The following is a 19,767-nucleotide window of genomic DNA, read 5'->3' on the forward strand; positions in this document are numbered from 1 at the left end:
CATTGAATTGGACGAGAAGAAGCTCATTTGGACGCAGTTGCCGCGACCGGTGCGCAACACGTTGCGCCGAGCGGCTTCGACACTCGCGGAGGCAAGCGCCCAACAATCCACACCCTCAAACATGCTTCTGACACGAGTACAAGAGTTCAAACTGAAGCGGTTCAAGGACAAACAGGCGCGTGAGGTCCTCGCCGCCACAAAAGGCGTAGGGTGGCACGCGCGTTGGCTCTTCGACGATCAAATGACCTCGCCCTACATCGCTTGGCGGCACCTCGAATTCCAACGCTTCAAGATCCTGTTGCGAGACGCTGGCATTGCCAGCCCTAATCGAGCGCTTGCCCACGCCGGCGTTGCGATCGGGTTCGAGGCTCGGGTGGTACTCCGCGGAGCGATAACGGAGTCCGACATCGATCGCGCACAGGACGAATTGTGGGCGGGCAATCGACCGCTATCAGAATTGTTGAACATGCGTGCCTAGCTGTTGCGGGCCATAAGGGTTGTAGACCCCCGACGTTTCGTCGAACGGCCGCTGTGGGGTGGCGTCCAATGGTCGTTGTTGCGACTCGATTTGGGTGTAGCCGGCTGACGAGTTATCCCGGGGACGCTTGGGAGCAGCAGCGCTGGTCGGCCAGCTTCGATGCGGCGCCCCGAACCTGGACGGAACACGCCGACCTACCCCGCGATAACCGGTGGTCGCCCACGTTGCTGGGAATGAATGCTTTTCTTCAAACACATGAGGTCGGCGGTGGCTTGACTTCGCGGCGAAGTATCTTCCCGGTGGGCCCAGTTGGCAGGCTGTCGACGAACCAGATGCGGCGGGGATAATTGTAGGCGGCGACCCTTTCCTTGGTGAACTGGCGTAGTTCGTCGACGTCTGCCGATGCGTCCGGCCTGAGTACAACGGCGGCGCCGACTTCCTCGCCGAGCGAGTCATGCGGTATCCCGACCACGGCTACCAGAGCGACGGCCGGATGCTCGTGCAAGGCTTCCTCGATTTCGCGTGGATACACGTTGTATCCACCGCGAATGATCACGTCCTTCTTACGGTCGACGATGACGAAATAGCCGTCACGGTCGACGACGGCGATGTCACCGGTGGCGAACCACCCTTCGCTGAGTGATTCCGCAGTGGCTTCTGGCTGATTCCAGTATCCCTTCATCACATTGGGACCCTTGATCTGAATCTCGCCCGGCTGTCCCTGATGTACCTCATTCCCCTCGGCGTCGACCAGACGCAACAGAACACCTGGGACCGGAGTACCGACGGAACCTGGCCGACGATCCGCGTCGGGGCCGTTGAAGGCCGCGACAGGTGATGTCTCGGAAAGCCCATACCCTTCGAGAACAACTGCCCCAAAGGCCTTCTCGAAATCCCGGAGCACCTGAACCGGTAATGCCGAGCCACCGGAGACGCAAATGCGCAATGACGCGGTTGAGCCCCGCCCGAACTGATCTGCGACTCCGAGTAGGGCGGTGTACATGGTCGGTACGCCCGCGAACACAGTGACCCCGTCAGTGGCGATCCGCTCTATCGCCGTTGTCGGATCGAACCGCGCTATCAGTGACAATGCGCTACCAGAGGCAATAGCGGCATTCATTGCGCAAGTCATGTCGAACACGTGGAACAGGGGCAGACATGCGAGCACCACGTCCAGTTCGGTGAGTCGAATTAGGCTGCTACGGAACGTATTTTGATTGCTTCCCAGGTTGCCGTGCGTCAGCTCCGCGCCCTTGGGTGTACCCGTGGTGCCGGAGGTATGCAGCACGGCAGCTGTGTCCTGAGGTCTGCGCTCGACGGGATCGCCGAATGCGGGTAGCTCCGCAGTCTCGGCTGCCAGCAATGCGTCATCGACCAGAAGCAGTGCCGTGTTGGTCCGCTCGACCACTTTCGTCGCAGCGGCAGCAGCGAATTCCGGACTGCCGATCAACAGCCGCGCCGCGGTGTTGGCCAATTGAAACTGCACCTCACCCACTTTTAGCAGTGGATTCATGGGTACTGCGATGGCACCAACCCGCCAGATGGCGTAGTAGGAGATGGGCGCTGCCGCGATGTTGGGCACCATGACGCCGACCCGATCTCCCGCTCGAATACCGCTGCGGTGCAGTAGGGTCGCCAGCCGCGCAGCCGCGCTATCAACCTCCGCGTAGGTCATCGTGGCCGTTTCGGTGATGACGGCGATGCGGTCAGGATGACGTTGCGCCGAATCAACGAGGTTGACTGCGAGATTCGACATGTCGCCTCCGTCCAGATGCCTGCAGCTTCACACTGCGGTGCGGCCGCCGTCGACGGACAGCGCGGCGCCGTGGACGAAGCTCGCCGCGCCGCTGACGAGAAACGCTACGGCCGAGGAAATCTCGGTGGGATCGGCAACGCGACCTGCGGGCGCTTGTGCGGCCAGGGCGTCGAGCGCTTCACCCAATTCGGCCGAACCCGGGGTACGCGTCGGTCCGACGGTGACGGCATTTACCCGAACGCCTCGAGGCCCGAATTCGGCGGCCCAACTCTTGGTGAGGAACAACAGTGCAGCCTTGGTCGCGCCGTACACCGACATCCCTGGCAGGGCGAACTGGCCAGCCATGCTGGCCACGTTCACGATCGCTCCCCTACCCGCTTCAGCCATAGCAGGTGCCAAGGCACCGACCAAGTAGTAGGGAGCGGTGAGGTTGGTCGCAATGGCCGCGTCGAATCCGCTTTCGGGCATATCCGCTGTCGGAGCGATGATTCCGACTGCCGCATTGTTGACCAGGATGTCGATGTGTCGGCCGGCGATCTGCTGAGCCCGAGCGGCCAGCTCCTTGGCGGCCGCGGCGCCTCCACCTAGGTCTGCGGCAACGAAATCGGCACGCCCACCGGCGTTACGTAGGTTGTCGACGACCCGCTCACCGCGCTGAGCGTCGCGGCCACAAACCAGTACGTGGGCTCCGCGCTGTGCCAACGCCGTCGCTATCGCGGTGCCGATACCGCTCGTTGAACCCGTCACCAACGCCGTCGATCCTGCCATGTCCAAAGTCATGTCCCGAACGTTAGACGCATGCTTTTGGAATCACCAATCCAATCTATTTGAATGACAACATCTTTGATGTCGAAGACCGTTGCGCCTGTAGACAGTCGAGCATCGCTTCCAGGGCTACCTGTAGCGGCCGGGCGTCGCGATTGAGCTGAGTGAGCACGAGACCACCAATCGCAGTAGCCAACGTCATGGTCGCGAGCGCATCCGGATCAGCGTTCGGCGCGAGGTCGTCGTTGGCGTGCATCGTTCTGTAACCGGCACGAATGCCGTCCTCGCATCGGCGGAGTATCCGTGCGAGTTGGGCGAGCGTGGCGCCATCGAGATCCATCAGTCCGGCGCCCAGTGTGGTGATGGGACAACCGCCTGCGAATTCCGATTCGCGTTGCTCCTCGACCAGACGCTGGACCCAGGACCGCACGGCATCCGCCGACCCGAAGCTGCCCACCATCGACTCACCCCCCGACCACAGCGAGTCCTGATGATCGACGACGGCCGAGATCAAGGCTTGCTTGTCGGCGAAGTAGTGGTAGATCTGGGAGCTGCTCACGTTCGCCTCGGCTCGCACGTCCTCAAGGGTCACGCGGGTCACGCCATGCCCACTGATCAGACGATCGGCAGCTTCCAGGATTCGCTGCCGGGTGTGTTCGCCCTTCGCTGTGTGCCTCAACGACTTTCTCGGCATGCCGGCCTCCTCTGCGACCCGTCCGCATATCCAAACATAGGTACAACGTACGCCGAATTGGCCGCGGCGGCGCCCAATGGCCCAGCCGGACGCTTGACACATGTTGCACGTACGTTGTACGTATTATACGTACAACGTACCTCTAAGGTGTGCGGCGGCTTGGAAGGAACATGACATGACGACGACGATCGATGCGAGCTTCGAGTCAGGCGGCACCAGGTGCGCAGCCTGGTTGACCTATCCCGATGGGCCGGGCCCACACCCGGCAGTCGTCCTCATCCATGGTCTTGGCGCAACTCATCAAATGATGTTGACGCAGTACGAGCAGGCCTTCAGCACGGCGGGAATAGTCACTTTAGCGTTCGACTACCGCACCACGGGAGCGTCCGCCGGTGACCCTCGCCAGCGGCTGTCAATGCGTCGGCAACACGCCGACGTTCAGGCAGCCTACGACTTCCTCAAGTCCGACCCCCGCGTCGACGCCCGACGAGTGGGTCTGTGGGGCACCAGCCTGGGCGCCATGCATGCGCTACGCGTAGCCAGCGAACGCAACGACGTCGCAGCAGTCGTGGTCCAGTGCCCGATCGTGTACGGCCCCGGCGCGGCGCTGCACTCCGGACTCGGACCAGTGTTGAGGATGACGCCGCCGATCGTCGAAGACCTGGTTCGCGCCGCCATCGGATCGCCCCGGAAGTACATTCCCATCGTTGGGCCCCCGGGCGGCACGGCGGTGGTCACGGCGCCAGGCGCACTCCAAGGCTGGAACTCCACGACGCCTCAGGATTCTTCGTTCGACAACCGGATTGCGGCGGCGAATGCCTTGGGCCTGGCAGTGATCAGCGCGAAGCGCAAAGCGTCCAAAATTCAAGCACCGCTGTTCATCTGCGTGTCCTCCAACGAGAACTTGATGGATGTCAAACACGTGTACGACGTGGCTGGCACTGCCCCCAAGGCGACCGTCCGTTCCTATGACGGCGACCACTTCGAGATCTACCATCCACCGCTGGTGCACACACTGGTGGCCGACCAAACGGCCTTCTTGCGCAAGGAACTCCATGTCGAACCGTGACTTTCTACAACGTCATGACCATGACTTCGTGAAGTTCGCCCGCTCGCTGAAGCCCGCGGACTGGAAGCAACCGAGCCTGTGCTCCGAGTGGACCACACATGACGTGCTCGCTCATCTCGTCATCGGATACAGCGTCTCCGTGCCGTCGCTCTGCTGGTCGATGGCCAAACATCGGATGAACTTTGATCGGACCAACACCGCACTGGCGCAACGTCTTGCACGTCGACGCAGTGCCCGGGAACTCATCGACACCTTCGAGCTGCTGATCGATCACAGGCGCGGTATCGGACACCTCTTCCCACCCGGGCTACTGCTGGGCGATCACGTCATGCACTATCTCGACATTGCCCTGGCGCTACGCATGACACCGGAGATACCCAGGGAGATAGTCGACGCCGTTCTCGCGACGGAGGTCGGTCTGCCCAATCCATTCGTTCCCGCGAAGCGAAACGCATCGGGCTTGACCCTGCGCGCAACGGATACCGGTTGGACGTCCACCGCGGACGGCGACCCATGCGGCGTGATCGAGGGTCGGGCAGCACACCTCGCATCGGCGCTAGCGGGCCGCCCACATGCTCTCGCCTTTCTTTCTGGAGATGGAGTTTCCACTCTGAGCAAGCGGATCTCAAGACCGATCGGACACACCCGACGAGTCCTGTGACCTGTCCGGCCACCTCACTTTCCAGCCCGGGAGCCCATCATGACCCGCACGTCCGATTTCGACCTGTTCCGCCTCCCCGACGAACACCAAGAACTTCGTATGTCGATGCGCGCCCTGTGCGAAAAGCAGATCGCGCCCCACGCCGCCGATGTTGACCAGAACGCGCGCTTCCCTCACGAGGCTTTGAAGGCGTTGACTACTGCGGGGTTTCACGCAGTCCACATACCCGACGCTTATGGTGGGCAGGGCGCCGACTCAGTAGCGACGTGCATCGTCATCGAGGAGGTGGCTCGGGTGGACGCGTCAGCGGCTTTGATTCCCGCCGTGAACAAACTGGGAACGATGGGCTTGATCCTCAATGGTTCCGAGGAACTCAAGAGGAAGGTGCTCCCTGATCTGGCCTCCGGCATCGCTATGGCTTCGTACGCGCTGTCCGAACGAGAGGCCGGTAGCGATGCCGCAGCGATGCGCACACGCGCCCAAGCCGCCGGTGAGAATTGGATCCTCAACGGGACCAAAGCCTGGATCAGCAACGGCGGCGCGTCGAGCTGGTACACCGTGATGGCCGTTACTGATGCGAGCCAAGGGCCAAACGGGATTTCGGCGTTCATGATTCACGAGGACGACGATGGCTTCACAGTGGGCGAAAAGGAGCGAAAGCTCGGCATCAAGGGTTCGTCCACGACGGAGTTGTACTTCACCGACTGTTGCATACCTGCAGACCGGATCATCGGCGCGCCCGGTACCGGTTTCAAGACTGCGTTGGCGACCCTGGACCACACCCGACCGACGATTGGCGCCCAGGCCGTGGGTATTGCGCAGGGTGCGCTGGATGCAGCTATCGCATATACGAAAGACCGCAGACAGTTTGGGCGCTCAGTCTCGGACTTCCAAGCCGTACAGTTCATGCTGGCCGATATGGCGATGAAGATCGAAGCAGCCCGCCTCATGGTATACACCGCCGCTGCCCGCGCCGAGCGTCGCGAGGACGACCTCAGCTTCATCTCTTCAGCAAGTAAGTGCTTTGCCTCCGATGTCGCGATGAGTGTGACCACCGACGCCGTCCAATTGTTCGGCGGGGCCGGCTACACCACCGACTTCCCCGTGGAGCGCATGATGCGTGACGCCAAGATCACCCAGATCTATGAAGGCACCAATCAGATTCAACGAATGGTCATGTCCAGGGCCTTGTTATGAGGAAGCGGCAACCGTCGCGGTCGTCACGATGGCAGCAAGTGGTTGTCGGACAGCGCCTTACGTTCCCAGGCGACTTATCATCGCTTTCCGCGCCGAGTTGGCGGCCGAACTCGCTTGACCCCGGGATGCTCCTCAACAGCGGCGAGGCCTTGTAAGAAGATCGCGAGGCCACGCTGGAAATCGGCTGCTGCCGTGGACTGCTCACTCACTTTCGCCAGCTTTGCGATGTACGGATACCGATCACGGGCGAGTTCGCCGACTCTTATGGCACCGGCGGCATTGGCCTCGTCGTGCTCCGGAGTGCCCGCGAACAGCCCGGCGAACTCGGCTTGGGCAGAGCCCGTCACCAACGCCAGGATCGCACGAAACGCGGCCAAAACGTCTTGCTCACTCAATTGCGATCGGGATAGCGCGGCGATCATCTGATCGGCCGGAGCAAACGCAGACGCCGACACTGGCCGGCGCATCAGAATCAGCGGTATGACGTTGGGATGTGCCCGCAATACCTCCCACAGTGCCGTTGCTGTTTCTCGAAGATCGGTTTGCCAGTCGTTGGTGGGCTCGGGCAGCACCAACGATTCGATGATCGCGTCGACGACCAGATCTTCGAGGCCTTCCCGCCCACTGACGTAGTTGTACAACGTCATTGGCCCCGTTTTCAGCTGGGAAGCCACTGCTCGCATAGTGAGCCCACCCACCCCGTCACGCTCTACGATGCTCAGCGCGCACTGGCCGATCTCGTCCACTGTGAATCGAGCCCGCACCCCTCACCAGCCTTCCACTGCGATATCGCGGCGACCAATCAGAGGTACAGTGTACGTGTTAGCGGCGAGGGGACGTGCCAGCGTCCTCTGCCGACCAGCGCCGCCACGCCCGGCTGAGGCTTGTCGGGTCGTCGTAGCCGAGACGCGCAGCCATCACCTCGCGAGTCAGCCCCGCTTTACTCATTGCGCGCGCCCTGCGCTTTGTCTCGTTGTCGCTGAGCTCCCGAAAGGTGGTTCCCTCCGCGAGCAGTCGTCGGGCCATCGTCCGGCGCGATACCGCGAGCGACTTCGCAACGTGGTCCGCAGAGAGGCGACCCTGCAGCGCGCCGCGCAGAGTCCGCTCGACGCGCAGCTTGAAGTATGCGCTGTCTGCGACGCTGCCTCCGGAACCCGAGAGTTCGTCGATCGCGTGCGCATGGAGCCGCGGATCTTCCCCGACCGAGCGGATGGGGCCCCATTCACGGGGAATGCGAACACGATTCATCGGTGCCGAGAATTCGACGTTTGATCCCAAGACCTGCCGGATGCTGTCGTGGTAGTCGGGTTGAGGACACCGGAAGAAGAAGCTCATCTCCTTTGGCTCCCGTCCCAGTGCGCTTTGCACCAGATACCGCACCGTCACGAAGTGCACTTCGATCAGGTGACGCCATTCGTCCACATCCAGCGGAACACTGAGGTCCAAGTCAAAACAGATGTGTTGTCTGGTCGATGTTATGCAGGTTTCTGACCAACTCGCCCGGGACCTGCCGTACCGCTGCATGACCCCGAGCGCATGGCCGACGGTGGGGGCAGAGACGGCGGCGATCGCCAGGGCGCCGTGCATCGCGGCACCCCAGATCTCCGGCCGTTGGAACACCCAGTCGTCTCCGCATGTGTTCACGACGTTCCTGATCTGCTGGAGCTGTCTGCCGAGATCGATGTCCGCCGTGGTGGTTTCGACCTCGGCCTGGGTCAGGCCGGTCCCTTCGAGGAATTCGCCTTCGGCACCGAGTGCGCGCTGGATGGTGCGGAAGTAACCGATCGGGCTAGGCAGGCCGTAGGCATCAACCATTTGGCTCATTTTGCCACATTCTTGGCGTCTCAGGCACTCCTCGATTGAGGGTGCAGGCGCGCACGCTGGAAGCCGATCACCTGACAAATTCCCAGTAGAAATGGGGTCACTCGTGGCAACGCATCTCGACGTCTTGATCATCGGGGCGGGACTTTCCGGTGTGGGGTCGGCCGTCCACCTCACCAAGGAGTGCCCGTGGGCCGAATTCGCGATCCTTGACGCCTTCGCCGGTCACGGTGGCACCTGGCGATCCAACACTTATCCAGGCGCACGCTCGGATACCGACTTGTTCACATACGGATTCAGTTTCAAGCCTTGGGAAGGTGCCCCGATCGCCAGGGGCGGGCCCATCCGGGATTACATTGGCGAGGTCATCGACGATCACGGATTGCAGAACCGCATCCACTACTCACGTCACGTCACGACCGTGGACTGGTGCTCGGCCGATTCCCACTGGGTCGTGACGGCCACCTGCAGCGATGGCAGCACGGAGACTTACACCGCCACCTTCCTCTGGATGTGCCAGGGCTACTACCGACACCTCGAGGGATACATCCCCGATTGGCCTGGTATGAGCGACTTCTCCGGGGACATCCTGCATCCTCAGCGCTGGCCCCACGGCTATGACTGCGCTGGCAAGCGGGTGCTGGTAATCGGTTCGGGCGCAACGGCGGTCACGATCATTCCGGCGCTCTCCGACACCGCCGCACACGTGACCCAGCTGCAGCGGTCCCCGACCTACTTCGTGGCGGCACCGAACGAGAATGAACTGGCCACTCGGCTGCGCAAGCTCGACATTCCCAAGGAGTGGATACACGAAATTGTGCGTCAGCAGGTGCTCTCGGACCATGATGAATGGGTCACGCATAGTCTTGAGAACCCAGAGGACGCGAAGCGGGACTTACTTGCCGGCGTGCGTGAAGCACTGGGTGGCGAACTTACCGACGACTTCGTCCCGGCGTACAAGCCGTGGCGGCAGCGAGTGTGTTACGTGCCTGACAACGACTATTTCGACGCGATTCGGTCCGGCAAGGCAACTGTCGTCACCGACGAGATCGAGGCCTTCGTCCCTGAGGGCGTACGTTTGAAGTCCGGTGCAGTGCTCGATGCGGACGTGATCGTCACCGCGACCGGCTTCAACGTGTCGGCGTTCGGCGATATCGCGATATCGCAGGACGGGGTGCCGTTCGACATGTGCAAGACCGTGACCTATCGCGGCATCCTTTTCACCGAGACTCCCAACCTCGCGTGGGTTGTCGGCTACTTCCGTTCGGCCCCATACACGCTGCGGGTCGACCTGGTCGGGGCGTTCGTGTGCAGACTGCTGAATCACATGCGTCAGAGCGGAGTGTCCGTAGTGACCCCGCAGCTTCGCCCGGAAGATGCCGACATGGTTCTTCTGCCCTACCTGGACACCGAAGAGTTCAACCCCGGCTACGTACAGCGCGCGGCGAACACGCTGCCCAGGCGGGGCGATAAGCACCTCTGGCGCCACTCGCAGGACTACTGGGCAGACAAGGCCGATCTTTGCCGGGTGGACTTTTCCGCCGAACCGTTGCACTTTCAGTCACAACGCGCAGTCGTCAGGGCTGCCAGATAAGAACTCGTCCCCACCACTGTTCGTCACCAGCACGTCAGTAGTGACGACACAGGCCATCTGAAGGTAGATCAGGAGGATGAAAATATCCGGTCTGATCACTGCCATTGATAAATATCTAGGCGCCAACGTGATTCGTTGATGTCGATGACACCTCGCAAGAGTGCCGGGGTCATCCAAGCCGTCAAGTCCATCGAAAGCTGGTGTTTACATGACAGATCACAAGACCGTCCACGCGGTCACCTACGACCTACTCCGCACGCTTGGTCTGACAACAGTTTTCGGGAACCCCGGGTCGACCGAGCAGACGTTCTTGCAAGACTTTCCTGACGACTTCACCTACGTGTTGGCGCTGCAGGAGGCCTCCGCACTGGCGATGGCGGACGGCTTCGCTCAGTCCGTCGGCAAGCCGGCTCTGGTCAACCTGCATACCGCGGCGGGCGTAGGCAACGCGATGGGAAGCCTAGTGGCTGCCTACCGCGCAAACACGCCGCTAATCGTCACGGCGGGTCAGCAGACCCGCGAGATGTCGCTGGGCGACCCGTATCTGAACAACCGGGACGCAACGGTGCTGCCCACACCCTGGGTCAAGTGGGCATACGAGCCCGTGCGCTCCGAGGACGTTCCGGCGGCATTCATGCAGGCCTACGCCATCGCCCTGCAGCCCCCCGCTGGACCGGTGTTTCTGTCTGTTCCGCTGGACGACTGGCAGAAGCCAGCCCTCGGCCCGGCAACGGTGCGGACCGTCAGCCGACGGAGTGCCCCAGATATGTTGCGGCTCAGAGAGTTCGCCGAGCGGATTAATCGCGCGAAGAACCCGCTGCTGATTCTCGGGCCGGAGGTGGACCGTGCTGGTGGGTGGAACGTCGGCATCGCCTTCGCCGAGAAGCTCGGGGCACCTGTGCGCGCCAGCGCACTGACCGACCGCGTGTCATTCCCCGAAGACCACCGGCTGTACGCAGGTCCGATGCCGATGACGATCGCCGGGGTCAATCAGGTGGTCCATGGGCATGACCTCGTCCTCGTGATCGGTGCGCAGGCGTTCCGCTACTACCCGTTCGTGGCGGGCGAGTATCTGCCAGAGGGATCCGAGCTCATTCAGCTCACAGTCGATCCTCACCTGGCCTCGGTCGCCCCAGTCGGTGACAGCCTCCTCGGCGACGTTCGGCTTGCCCTGGAACAACTGGTCGACCTGATCGACGTACCGACTGACCTGGCCTCGCACCCTCCGTTGAATAGGGACCGGGCCGTGCGGTCCTCGGCACCGTCGGAACCCCTGACCGCCGACGAGGTCTATGCGACCCTGAGCACGGTCAAACCCGACGATGCCGCGGTGGTGATGGAGTCCACGTCGACGATGGCCGAGCTGCTGCAGTGGCTGCCCACCACGCGGCCCGGCAGCTTCTTTGCCACCGGAAGCGGGGGTATCGGCTGGGGCGTTCCCGGAGCCGTTGGGGTGGCGCTCGGCGACCGCGAGCGTGGCGTCAAGCGGCATATCGTCGCCACCATCGGTGACGGGTCGTTCCAGTACTCGGTGCAGGCGATCTGGACGGCCGCCCAGCACAAATTGCCGATCGTCTTCGTGGTATTGCGCAACGGGGCGTACGCCATCCTCAAGTCGTTTGCCTTGCTGGAGAACACGCCGGGTGTGCCTGCGCTTGATCTCCCTGGATTGGATATCGGGTCCCTGGCAACGGGTTTCGGATGCCGCACGGCAAACGTCGACACCATCGAAGAGTTGGCGCGAGAGTTCGCGACCGCCCTGCAAGCGGACGGCCCGACCGTGATCGTCGTCCCCACTCAACTGGAGCTGCCACAGCTCGGTTAACGAACACGCTTGAACGAAAGCCCTTTGAGGAGACCGCCATGCACGCCATCGAAATCACCGAAACCGGTGGCCCAGACGTCCTGGCGCACGCCACCATTGAGCCCGGAGCCCGGCTCAACCTGGCGTGGCCGCGCGACTACAACGCGCTGGTCTATGTGCTCTCCGGTCGCGGCACCGTCGGTCCTGTCGGCCACCCGATACAGCAGGGGCAGCTCGCGGTGCTCGGCCCCGGCGACCGCATCACGGTGGCCGCCGGCTCCAGCCAGGACGCCAACCGACCCGCTATGGAGGTTCTGCTGTTGGGCGGCAAGCCGATTCGTGAGCCGGTGTTCCACTACGGGCCGTTCGTGATGAACTCCAAGTCGGAGGTCATCGAGGCGCTCGAGGACTTCAACGCCGGCCGGTTCGGCGCCATCCCGCCGGGTGCGCTGATGCCGCACCGCACCGGGCGCGGGTAGGCCGTCTCATCGGCGCATGGGCTCGGCGGCCACCGCGGGCGGATAGGTCAGCTCGAGTTCGCCGATGTGGGCCGCCGCGGTCACCAGCGGCAGCGCCGCCGACACCGCCAGGTCGCCCGTACCCGCCTCGGCCCGCAGCGCGGGCACCAGATCGTCGCTGATCGGGGTGGCCGAGGGGGCGGCATCAGTGCCGTCGAGCCGGGCGCAGATCGCCGCAGCGTGCTCCTCGAGCACCGCGCGGGCCCGTGGGTACACCCCCAGCGGCGGCGGCGCGATGTCGGCAATCAGGTCCGCCGCCGCCCGCAGCCGGATGGCGCGGTTGGCGGCCCTGACCACCGGCGCGCGGGAGTCGGTGGGGCCGCCGCTTTCCGAAAGATATTGGCGCACAGCATCATCCAAGGTTCGTGAGGCTGTCAGTGCGTCGTGACTCAGTGCATTCACCTGATTGTCGGCCTGCTCGAACGCGCCCCGGGTGACCCGCAGCACCGCCGCCCGCAGATACTGCGAGCCGACACTGGATGCCGCACCGATCACCCGCTGGACCACTGTCCTGGCCCCGCCCGGCCACAACAGCAGTGAGACGACGATCCCGACGGACGCGCCGACCACGATGTCCTCGATCCGCAACAGGCCGACTCGCCAGCCGGTGGGGACGATCAGGTTGAACACGATCAGCACCATCATGGTGAACGCGGCCTGGCTGGCGGTGAAGGACGCGATCTCGGGCACGTAGGCCGACCCGAACGCCACCACCGGGAGCAGGATCCACATCACCACCGGGTCGACGCCGAGCACCTCGATGACGATCGCCCCGATGACGAAGCCGATCGACGTGCCGGCGACCGCCCGGACGACGTTGGTGCCCGTCGTCAGTGCGCTGCTGCGTAAGACCGACATCGCGCCGAGGACCACCCAGAACCCGTGCTGGACCGGGAACACGACCGTGACGAGTACGGCCAGGGCCAGGCCGGCGCCGGTTCGCACGCTGTTGCGCGCCGTGACCGACCATGTCTTCAGATAGCCAGCCGGGATATTCGCGACGGCGGTGGTCTCGGGGTACACCCGGTCTGCGGATCCGGTCTCGGGAAGCTGGCGCCCCAGGACACGGGCCCACACCGGCCGGGCATCGGCGGCCGCGGCGGCGGCGATGAGCCGCCCGGTAACCGCGGCCGCGGCGCCGATGGTGCGTCGGGTCAACAGGGTGCGGCCCAGCTCGACAGCGGTCTGGTCGTCGGGCTCGGCGAGGATGTCGACGATGTCCTGCCGGTAGCTGCCCACCGCGACGGTGCGCAGCTCGGCCAGCGAAGCGGCCAGCAAGGCCCGCTCCTCGGCCCGATCGGCCGGCCGGGTGATGCGCAGAATGCGTGCGGAGTTGCGCAACACGCGGACCACCGGCTCTGCCATCGGCCCGATCAGGTCGCCGGTGTCGCCGGTGACCCGGTCGCACAGCCACTGCAGGTCGTCGACCACCCGGACCAGGGCACGACTGCCCGCGGTCAGGGCGACTGGACGGTACTTCGCGCCGAGGAAGTTTGCGCGCAGCGCATCCATCGCCGTGGTGACGTCGGCGGCCGATGCACTGCCCTCGATCCGGTCGGCCAGCACCGCGCACACCGCGGCGGCATGGCGGCGCAACTCGCCGTGGTGGCGCGGCGGGAACACGAACAACGCTGCGGGCACGCAGATCACCAGTGCGATAAGCCAACCGACGAGTCGCTCACCGAGTGGGCCGGGCGGCGTACACACCGGCAGCACGAAGGTCAGCAAGGTGGCACGCATGCCCGCGGCGATGACCTCGCTGAGGACGCCCGAGAGCGCGACGGCCACCCCGATGATGAACATCAGCGTGACCGCCAGCCACGGGATGGGCGCGACCAGCGTGCCGATGGTGATCAGGACCGCCCCGTTGAACCCGAGGCCGCCGTAGGCCAGCGCGCGGGCGTTGACGTTGCCGGGGAAGTCGACCACGATCAGCAGCGCGACCGAGCCGAAGATGGTGAACATCGGGGTCTGCGAGCCGCCCCCGACGGCGAAGCTGGTTGCCGCGGCGATGGGAATGACGATGGCGGCGCGCAACGCCCGTCGTGCACCGTCGTTCTCGGGGTCGCGCGTGCGGATTCGTTCGGCCGCCCGGCGCCATAGGTCAGCCGGGGTCAGCATGGCCGGAGCGTCGAGCGGCGGCTCACCGCGGCGGCACGCTGATGAAGCTGCCCGAATCCAGCGCGTCGAGCATGTACTGCGCGATCCAGCCGAACATCCCCGGCTCGCGCGGCAGGGTGGCCTGTTCGTAGCCGATGAACACATAGACCGCCCAGGATGCGTACACCTCGGCCTGGCGTTGATCGTGGACGATCTCGTTGGCCGACTCGTAGAGGATGGTGAAGCGCTGCCGGTCGACCTCGGTCTGCACGGACAGCACATGCGGGTCGACCGAACTCCAGGACCGGATGGCGGCCTCGGCCCCGTGCGGTAGGGCGAGCCCGACCTCGATGATCGCCTCGATGCGCCGGCGCGGATCGGATTCGGCGCGGATCGCGTCGATGACCCGGACGGTGCGGTCCTGCACCCAGTACGCCACCAGGTCGCGGGTGTAGGCCGGCCAGCTGGCGAAGTAGTGGTAGAACGAGCCGGTCGTGACACCGAGTCGGTTGCACACCTCGGCCAGCTTGAGGCCGCCGTAACCGAGATCGGCAAGTACCCCAAGGCCGGTCTCGAAGTACGCGTCCTTGTTGGCGACGGTGGCCATGCCATGACCATAGTTCGACCGCCCCCGACAGATGACGACGACGTGCCTGATCGTGACCAAGTTGGGTCGGCACCCTGTCGCCGCCCGCCGCCGATGGGGCAAGCTGGACTCGAGCGATCGATCCGAGGAGTTGGCATGACCGTCCAGATCACCCGAGATCACACCGCCGAGGTGCTGACCGATGTCCGCCGGGCGTTCACCAGTGGCCGCACCCGGTCATTGGCGTGGCGGAACGAGCAGCTGCGTGCCGTCGAGCGGATGTGTGACGAGCGGGAGCCCGAAATCGCCGAGGCGCTGGCCCGCGACCTGGGCCGATCGGCGTTCGAGGCCTGGCTCGGGGACATCGGATCGACCAAGGCCGAGGCGGCGTTCGCGCGCAAACATCTGAAGAAGTGGGTGAAGCCGCAGCGTCAGGGACTGCCGCTGGCGCAGCTGCCCGGCCGGGCCTGGGTCCAGTTCGACCCGCTGGGGGTGATCCTGGTGATCGGTCCCTGGAACTACCCGTTCTACCTGTGCATGGCGCCGGTGGTGGCCGCGATCGCTGCCGGGAACGGCGTGGTGGTCAAGCCCTCGGAGCTGGCACCGGCCACCTCGGCGCTGCTGGCCCGGCTGGTTCCGGAGTACCTGGATTCGCAGGCCATCCGAGTGGTCGAGGGTGAGGCCTCGACAACGCAGGACCTGCTGGCCCAGGGCTTCGACCACGTGCTGTTCACCGGCGGCACCGAAATCGGGCGTAAGATCATGGCCGCTGCCGCCCCGACGCTGACCCCGGTCACCCTCGAGCTGGGTGGCAAGAGTCCGGTCGTGGTGCTCGCCGACGCCGACCTCGACGTGGCGGCCCGCCGGATCGCCTGGATCAAGCTGCTGAACTCGGGGCAGACCTGCATCGCCCCCGACTACGTGCTCGCCGATCGTGCGATTGCGGCCCAGCTCACCGACAAGATCGTCGCGACGCTGGCGGAGTTCCGGTCCGCCGAGCCGGATCCATCGGTGCGCATCGTCAACGAGCGCCAGTTCGACCGGCTGGTGTCCCTGATCGGCTCGACCAGCGGAAAGGTGGTCGCCGGAGGCGGCTCGGACCGCTCGGCGCTGCGGATCGAACCGACGGTGATCGTGGATCCGGCTGCCGATGACCCGGTCATGTCCGAGGAGATCTTCGGCCCGATCCTGCCGATCATCCCCGTCGACTCCGTGGATGCGGCGGTCGCCTTCGTCACCGCCCGGCCCAAGCCGCTGGCCCTCTACATCTTCACCGCCTCGCAGCGGGTGGCCCGTGAGCTGATCGACCGGATGCCGTCGGGCGGCGCGGTGATCAACCATGTGGCGGTGCACTGCCTGGTGCCGCAACTGCCCTTCGGCGGGGTCGGCGCCAGCGGCATGGGGGCCTACCACGGCCGCTGGGGTTTCGAGGCGCTCAGCCACCGCCGCGCGGTCTTGGCCAAGCCGACCAAGATGGACCTGAGCCTGATGTACCCGCCCTACACCGACCGCGCGATCAAGCTCATGCGCAAGGTGCTGTAGCGCCGGTGATTGACGCCAGCAAACTGAAGCTCGGATGCTGACATCCCGTTGACGGGGATTACTTGCACCGAACTCGATGTTGAGCGAATTCCTGTTCGGAATGCATTCTGACGGACGTCAAGTCTGCTTTTCATCCGAATGCAAATTTCGTACGCCGGGGTGCTCGGATACCTTCGCGAAATGCGCTGAGCTGCAATGACATACGAATGCGCTTGCGAATATGAGCGGAACTCTAATATGAAAGTTGCGTGCAAATGACGTCTGCCGTCAAATTGTGCCCAGGGTTGTGGCACAATTCGAGTGTGCCGCACACAGCGAGTCGGGGTCCGGGGCGCCCCCCTGCAGCTAAGGCGGCGGAGACACGCGAGCGCATTCTTCGCGCCGCCCGCGAGGTGTTCAGCGAGCTGGGCTACGACGCTGCCACCTTCCAGGCAATCGCCATCCGCGCCGACCTGACCAGACCTGCCATCAACCATTACTTCGCCAGTAAGCGGTTGCTGTATCAGGAGGTCGTCGACCAGACCAACGCTTTGGTCATCGAGGCTGCCGTCCAGAGCTCGCAGCGTGAGAGCACGCTGGCGGGCCGGATCCGCGCCTTCATCCAGTCCGCGGTGCAGGCCCAGGGCCAGGATCGCGCGGTCGCGGCGTTCCTGGTAACCGCGGTGCTCGAATCGGAGCGGCACCCGGAGCTGGCGGGTACCGACCGTGATTCGCGGGAGTTCACCCGCGGCTACGTGAAGTCGGCCCTCAAGGACGCCGTAGAAGCCGGTGAAGTGCGGCCGGACATCGACATCGAGGCAGCAGCCGAGATGCTCATGGCGATGATGTGGGGGCTCGGCTTCTATGCGGGTTTCGTGGGGGACCGCCAGCGGATGGCGGCGATCACCGACGAGTTCGTCGCGCTGCTCAACGGCAAGGTGTGGGACTCCAGCCGCTGAGTCGGTGACGTACGCCACAGCCGGATGGGCTTGCCTCGTTGGTCGGTAGCATGGCTTACAACCCTGGCTGAACTGGGATGACGTCCGCACGGGCTGAGATTGCCCGTCGGCCCCACGCGAAGCCCTACGCGACCCGAACGGATACCCCGCTGCCATGAGTTCTCTGCGCACCGACGACGACACCTGGGACATCGCCACCAGCGTTGGCTCGACCGCCGTGATGGTGGCCGCCGCGCGCGCCGGCGAAACCGACAGCCCCGATCCGCTGATCAGCGATCCCTACGCCCGCATCCTCGTCGAGGGAGCCGGCACCGGCGTGTGGGAAACCATCCTCGATGATTCGATGGCAGACCGGCTGGCCGCAGCCGACCCCGAAGCCGCCGCGGTCTTCGCCCACATGCGCAACTACCAGGCGGTGCGCACCCACTTCTTCGACGCGTTCTTCGCCGACGCCGTCGCCGCCGGCATTCGCCAGATCGTCATCCTGGCTTCGGGCCTGGACTCCCGCGCCTACCGGTTGGACTGGCCGGCCGGCACCCACATCTACGAGATCGACCAGCCCAAGGTCCTCGAGTACAAGTCGGTGACGCTGGGCGCCCACGGCGCAGCGCCCCGCGCCGAACTCCACGAAGTGCCCGTCGACCTGCGTCACGACTGGCCGGCCGCGCTCGCCGCGCAGGGTTTCGACCCGGCCCAGCCGACGGCGTGGCTGGCCGAGGGGCTGCTGATGTACCTGCCCGCCGACGCCCAGGATCGGCTCTTCGACACCATCACCGCACTGAGCGCCCCGGGCAGCCGGGTCTCCGCCGAGGCGATCGGGCACCACAACGAGGAACGTCGCGAACAGATGCGCGAGCGCTTCGAGAAGTTCGCCGACCAGCTCGGCATCGAGCGGGCCGTTGACATCCAGAACCTGACCTACAACGACCCCGATCGCGCCAACGTCACCGACTGGCTCAACGCGCACGGATGGCGCGCCTCGGGACAGCCCTCGACCGAGGAGATGCGCCGGCTCGGCCGGTGGATCGACGTGCCGATGGGCAACGATCCCGACGCGTTCGCCACGTTCGTCGTCGGCGAGCGCGTCTAGGCCGAGCCGTTGCCCGCCCGTGAGCGGGGCCACCTGACTCGGCCACTGTCCGAGTCAGGTGGCCACACCCAACTGCCGTGACCCGCGGATAAGGCCGTTCCGCGGCCCGCGTATACAAGACACACCAAGTCACTGCAGAAAGGAAGCTCATGCCCGGAGTTGCGGATCGTGTCATCGTCGTCACCGGTGCCGGCGGTGGTCTGGGTCGTGAATACGCCCTGACCCTGGCGCGCGAGGGTGCCAGTGTCGTGGTCAACGACCTCGGCGGTGCGCGCGACGGCACCGGAGCCGGCCATTCGATGGCCGACCAGGTCGTCCAGGAGATCAAGGACGCCGGCGGCCGCGCGGTCGCCAACTACGACTCGGTCGCCGAGCCCGAGGGTGGCGCGAACATCGTCAAGACCGCCATCGACGAGTTCGGCAAGATCGACGGCATCGTCAGCAACGCGGGCATCCTGCGCGACGGCACCTTCCACAAGATGCCGTTCGAGAACTGGGACTCGGTGCTCAAGGTGCACCTCTATGGCGGGTACAACGTCATCCGCGCCGCGTGGCCGCACTTCCGCGAGCAGAGCTATGGGCGCATCGTCGTCGCCACCTCCACCAGCGGCCTGTTCGGCAACTTCGGCCAGGCCAACTACAGCGCCGCCAAGCTCGGCCTCGTCGGCCTGATCAACACGCTGGCCCAGGAAGGCGCCAAGTACAACATCAAGGCCAATGCGGTGGCCCCGATCGCCGCCACCCGGATGACCGAGGACATTCTGCCGCCCGAGGTGTTCAAGAAGCTCACCCCCGAGTACGTCGCTCCCGTCGTGTCGTACCTGTGCACCGAGGAGGTGCCGGACTCGGCGTCGGTGTTCATCGTCGGCGGCGGCAAGGTGCAGCGCGCCGCGCTGTTCCAGAACGAGGGTGTCACCTTCGAGCAGGTGCCCACCGTCGACGACGTGGCCGCGCACTGGCCGACGATCGACGACCTGTCGGCGGCCAAGCCGGCGAACTTCACCCTCGGCTGACCGTCGCGGCACTCGCGACTGTGCACTGAGGGCGTCGACTGTGCGCGGAGGGCGGAATTCCACCAGGAATTCCGCCCTCACCGCACAGTGGAAGCCGTGGACGCACACTCGCTGCGCCGCGCTGAGTGCGTCTGCGTCCCG

17 protein-coding genes and 1 pseudogene are annotated in these 19,767 nt (G+C 64.7%); 11 read left to right on the forward strand and 7 right to left on the reverse strand.

Going from position 1 to position 19,767, the window contains the following annotated elements; translation table 11 throughout:
• The first annotated feature begins 7 nt into the window (after nucleotides 1–7).
• Nucleotides 8–478 (forward strand): hypothetical protein, encoded by a 471-nt coding sequence (locus ADBZ9K_RS24150; protein ID WP_526624780.1) that lies wholly within the window; start codon nucleotides 8–10, stop codon nucleotides 476–478.
• A gap of 247 nt (nucleotides 479–725) precedes the next feature.
• Here the strand turns inward: ADBZ9K_RS24150 and ADBZ9K_RS24155 are convergent, their stop codons facing one another.
• The 3 genes from ADBZ9K_RS24155 to ADBZ9K_RS24165 are packed head-to-tail and all read right to left on the reverse strand — an operon-like array spanning nucleotide 726 to nucleotide 3,693.
• Nucleotides 726–2,234 (reverse strand): long-chain-fatty-acid--CoA ligase, encoded by a 1,509-nt coding sequence (locus tag ADBZ9K_RS24155; RefSeq protein WP_526624781.1) that lies wholly within the window; start codon nucleotides 2,232–2,234, stop codon nucleotides 726–728.
• Between the two features lie 27 nt (nucleotides 2,235–2,261).
• Nucleotides 2,262–3,014, reverse strand: a complete 753-nt coding sequence (locus ADBZ9K_RS24160; protein ID WP_526624782.1) for an SDR family NAD(P)-dependent oxidoreductase — start codon at nucleotides 3,012–3,014, stop codon at nucleotides 2,262–2,264.
• A 43-nt stretch (nucleotides 3,015–3,057) separates the two neighbouring features.
• A complete protein-coding gene (locus ADBZ9K_RS24165) occupies nucleotides 3,058–3,693 on the reverse strand; it encodes a TetR/AcrR family transcriptional regulator (protein ID WP_526624783.1) in 636 nt (211 codons plus the stop codon).
• 100 nt (nucleotides 3,694–3,793) lie between these two features.
• Here ADBZ9K_RS24165 and ADBZ9K_RS24170 point away from each other — a divergent pair, with 100 nt between their 5' ends.
• The 3 genes from ADBZ9K_RS24170 to ADBZ9K_RS24180 are packed head-to-tail and all read left to right on the forward strand — an operon-like array spanning nucleotide 3,794 to nucleotide 6,620.
• Entirely contained in the window at nucleotides 3,794–4,762 is a 969-nt protein-coding gene (locus ADBZ9K_RS24170; RefSeq protein WP_526624784.1) for an alpha/beta fold hydrolase, read from the forward strand.
• The gene (locus tag ADBZ9K_RS24175; protein WP_526624785.1) at nucleotides 4,749–5,423 is read left to right on the forward strand and encodes a maleylpyruvate isomerase family mycothiol-dependent enzyme; all 675 of its coding nucleotides are present in this window, start codon (nucleotides 4,749–4,751) and stop codon (nucleotides 5,421–5,423) included. Before ADBZ9K_RS24170 ends, ADBZ9K_RS24175 begins: the two co-directional genes overlap by 14 nt.
• A gap of 39 nt (nucleotides 5,424–5,462) precedes the next feature.
• Complete coding sequence (locus ADBZ9K_RS24180; RefSeq protein ID WP_526624786.1) at nucleotides 5,463–6,620, forward strand: acyl-CoA dehydrogenase family protein; 1,158 nt, start codon at nucleotides 5,463–5,465, stop codon at nucleotides 6,618–6,620.
• 77 nt (nucleotides 6,621–6,697) lie between these two features.
• Here ADBZ9K_RS24180 and ADBZ9K_RS24185 read toward each other — a convergent pair whose 3' ends face one another.
• The gene (locus ADBZ9K_RS24185) at nucleotides 6,698–7,303 is read right to left on the reverse strand and encodes a TetR/AcrR family transcriptional regulator C-terminal domain-containing protein (RefSeq protein ID WP_526625613.1); all 606 of its coding nucleotides are present in this window, start codon (nucleotides 7,301–7,303) and stop codon (nucleotides 6,698–6,700) included.
• Nucleotides 7,304–7,442: 139 nt separating this feature from the next.
• Complete coding sequence (locus tag ADBZ9K_RS24190; protein ID WP_526624787.1) at nucleotides 7,443–8,435, reverse strand: helix-turn-helix domain-containing protein; 993 nt, start codon at nucleotides 8,433–8,435, stop codon at nucleotides 7,443–7,445.
• A gap of 112 nt (nucleotides 8,436–8,547) precedes the next feature.
• On the opposite strand from ADBZ9K_RS24190, the gene ADBZ9K_RS24195 reads away from it, so the two are divergent.
• The 3 genes and pseudogenes from ADBZ9K_RS24195 to ADBZ9K_RS24205 form a co-directional block, all read left to right on the forward strand.
• On the forward strand, nucleotides 8,548–10,035 hold the full coding sequence (locus tag ADBZ9K_RS24195) for a flavin-containing monooxygenase (RefSeq protein WP_526624788.1): 1,488 nt from the start codon (nucleotides 8,548–8,550) through the stop codon (nucleotides 10,033–10,035).
• Between the two features lie 208 nt (nucleotides 10,036–10,243).
• On the forward strand, nucleotides 10,244–11,860 hold the full coding sequence (mdlC, locus tag ADBZ9K_RS24200; RefSeq protein WP_526624789.1) for a benzoylformate decarboxylase: 1,617 nt from the start codon (nucleotides 10,244–10,246) through the stop codon (nucleotides 11,858–11,860).
• A 71-nt stretch (nucleotides 11,861–11,931) separates the two neighbouring features.
• Nucleotides 11,932–12,318, forward strand: a pseudogene (locus tag ADBZ9K_RS24205) (pirin-like C-terminal cupin domain-containing protein); the annotation flags it as partial.
• A 6-nt stretch (nucleotides 12,319–12,324) separates the two neighbouring features.
• Here ADBZ9K_RS24205 and ADBZ9K_RS24210 read toward each other — a convergent pair.
• Together ADBZ9K_RS24210 and ADBZ9K_RS24215 are read right to left on the reverse strand one after the other, a co-directional pair.
• The gene (locus tag ADBZ9K_RS24210) at nucleotides 12,325–14,478 is read right to left on the reverse strand and encodes an FUSC family protein (RefSeq protein ID WP_526624790.1); all 2,154 of its coding nucleotides are present in this window, start codon (nucleotides 14,476–14,478) and stop codon (nucleotides 12,325–12,327) included.
• A gap of 22 nt (nucleotides 14,479–14,500) precedes the next feature.
• Nucleotides 14,501–15,064, reverse strand: coding sequence for a TetR/AcrR family transcriptional regulator (locus ADBZ9K_RS24215; RefSeq protein WP_526624791.1), 564 nt, complete (start codon nucleotides 15,062–15,064; stop codon nucleotides 14,501–14,503).
• Nucleotides 15,065–15,199: 135 nt separating this feature from the next.
• On the opposite strand from ADBZ9K_RS24215, the gene ADBZ9K_RS24220 reads away from it, so the two are divergent.
• The 4 genes from ADBZ9K_RS24220 (at nucleotide 15,200) to ADBZ9K_RS24235 (ending at nucleotide 19,626) form a co-directional block, all read left to right on the forward strand.
• Entirely contained in the window at nucleotides 15,200–16,585 is a 1,386-nt protein-coding gene (locus ADBZ9K_RS24220; protein ID WP_526624792.1) for an aldehyde dehydrogenase family protein, read from the forward strand.
• Nucleotides 16,586–16,887: 302 nt separating this feature from the next.
• Nucleotides 16,888–17,523, forward strand: coding sequence for a TetR/AcrR family transcriptional regulator (locus ADBZ9K_RS24225; RefSeq protein ID WP_526624793.1), 636 nt, complete (start codon nucleotides 16,888–16,890; stop codon nucleotides 17,521–17,523).
• Nucleotides 17,524–17,677: 154 nt separating this feature from the next.
• Nucleotides 17,678–18,613: a class I SAM-dependent methyltransferase gene (locus ADBZ9K_RS24230; RefSeq protein ID WP_526624794.1), complete on the forward strand. Its 936-nt coding sequence runs from the start codon at nucleotides 17,678–17,680 to the stop codon at nucleotides 18,611–18,613.
• 149 nt (nucleotides 18,614–18,762) lie between these two features.
• Complete coding sequence (locus tag ADBZ9K_RS24235; protein ID WP_526624795.1) at nucleotides 18,763–19,626, forward strand: SDR family oxidoreductase; 864 nt, start codon at nucleotides 18,763–18,765, stop codon at nucleotides 19,624–19,626.
• The last annotated feature ends 141 nt before the right edge of the window (nucleotides 19,627–19,767 follow it).

The organism is Mycobacterium sp., from assembly GCF_965229265.1.
In the GTDB taxonomy this organism is placed as follows: Bacteria; Actinomycetota; Actinomycetes; order Mycobacteriales; family Mycobacteriaceae; genus Mycobacterium.

What these genes read in the sequence shown, in the direction of transcription:
- ADBZ9K_RS24155 (WP_526624781.1), bottom strand. Translation starts at nt 2,234, where the DNA reads ATGTCGAATCTCGCAGTCAACCTCGTTGATTCGGCGCAACGTCATCCT.
- ADBZ9K_RS24160 (WP_526624782.1), bottom strand. Translation starts at nt 3,014, where the DNA reads ATGACTTTGGACATGGCAGGATCGACGGCGTTGGTGACGGGTTCAACG.
- ADBZ9K_RS24165 (WP_526624783.1), bottom strand. Translation starts at nt 3,693, where the DNA reads ATGCCGAGAAAGTCGTTGAGGCACACAGCGAAGGGCGAACACACCCGG.
- ADBZ9K_RS24170 (WP_526624784.1), top strand. Translation starts at nt 3,794, where the DNA reads ATGTTGCACGTACGTTGTACGTATTATACGTACAACGTACCTCTAAGG.
- ADBZ9K_RS24175 (WP_526624785.1), top strand. Translation starts at nt 4,749, where the DNA reads ATGTCGAACCGTGACTTTCTACAACGTCATGACCATGACTTCGTGAAG.
- ADBZ9K_RS24180 (WP_526624786.1), top strand. Translation starts at nt 5,463, where the DNA reads ATGACCCGCACGTCCGATTTCGACCTGTTCCGCCTCCCCGACGAACAC.
- ADBZ9K_RS24185 (WP_526625613.1), bottom strand. Translation starts at nt 7,303, where the DNA reads ATGCGAGCAGTGGCTTCCCAGCTGAAAACGGGGCCAATGACGTTGTAC.
- ADBZ9K_RS24190 (WP_526624787.1), bottom strand. Translation starts at nt 8,435, where the DNA reads ATGGTTGATGCCTACGGCCTGCCTAGCCCGATCGGTTACTTCCGCACC.
- mdlC (WP_526624789.1), top strand. Translation starts at nt 10,244, where the DNA reads ATGACAGATCACAAGACCGTCCACGCGGTCACCTACGACCTACTCCGC.
- ADBZ9K_RS24210 (WP_526624790.1), bottom strand. Translation starts at nt 14,478, where the DNA reads ATGCTGACCCCGGCTGACCTATGGCGCCGGGCGGCCGAACGAATCCGC.
- ADBZ9K_RS24215 (WP_526624791.1), bottom strand. Translation starts at nt 15,064, where the DNA reads ATGGCCACCGTCGCCAACAAGGACGCGTACTTCGAGACCGGCCTTGGG.
- ADBZ9K_RS24220 (WP_526624792.1), top strand. Translation starts at nt 15,200, where the DNA reads ATGACCGTCCAGATCACCCGAGATCACACCGCCGAGGTGCTGACCGAT.
- ADBZ9K_RS24230 (WP_526624794.1), top strand. Translation starts at nt 17,678, where the DNA reads ATGAGTTCTCTGCGCACCGACGACGACACCTGGGACATCGCCACCAGC.
- ADBZ9K_RS24235 (WP_526624795.1), top strand. Translation starts at nt 18,763, where the DNA reads ATGCCCGGAGTTGCGGATCGTGTCATCGTCGTCACCGGTGCCGGCGGT.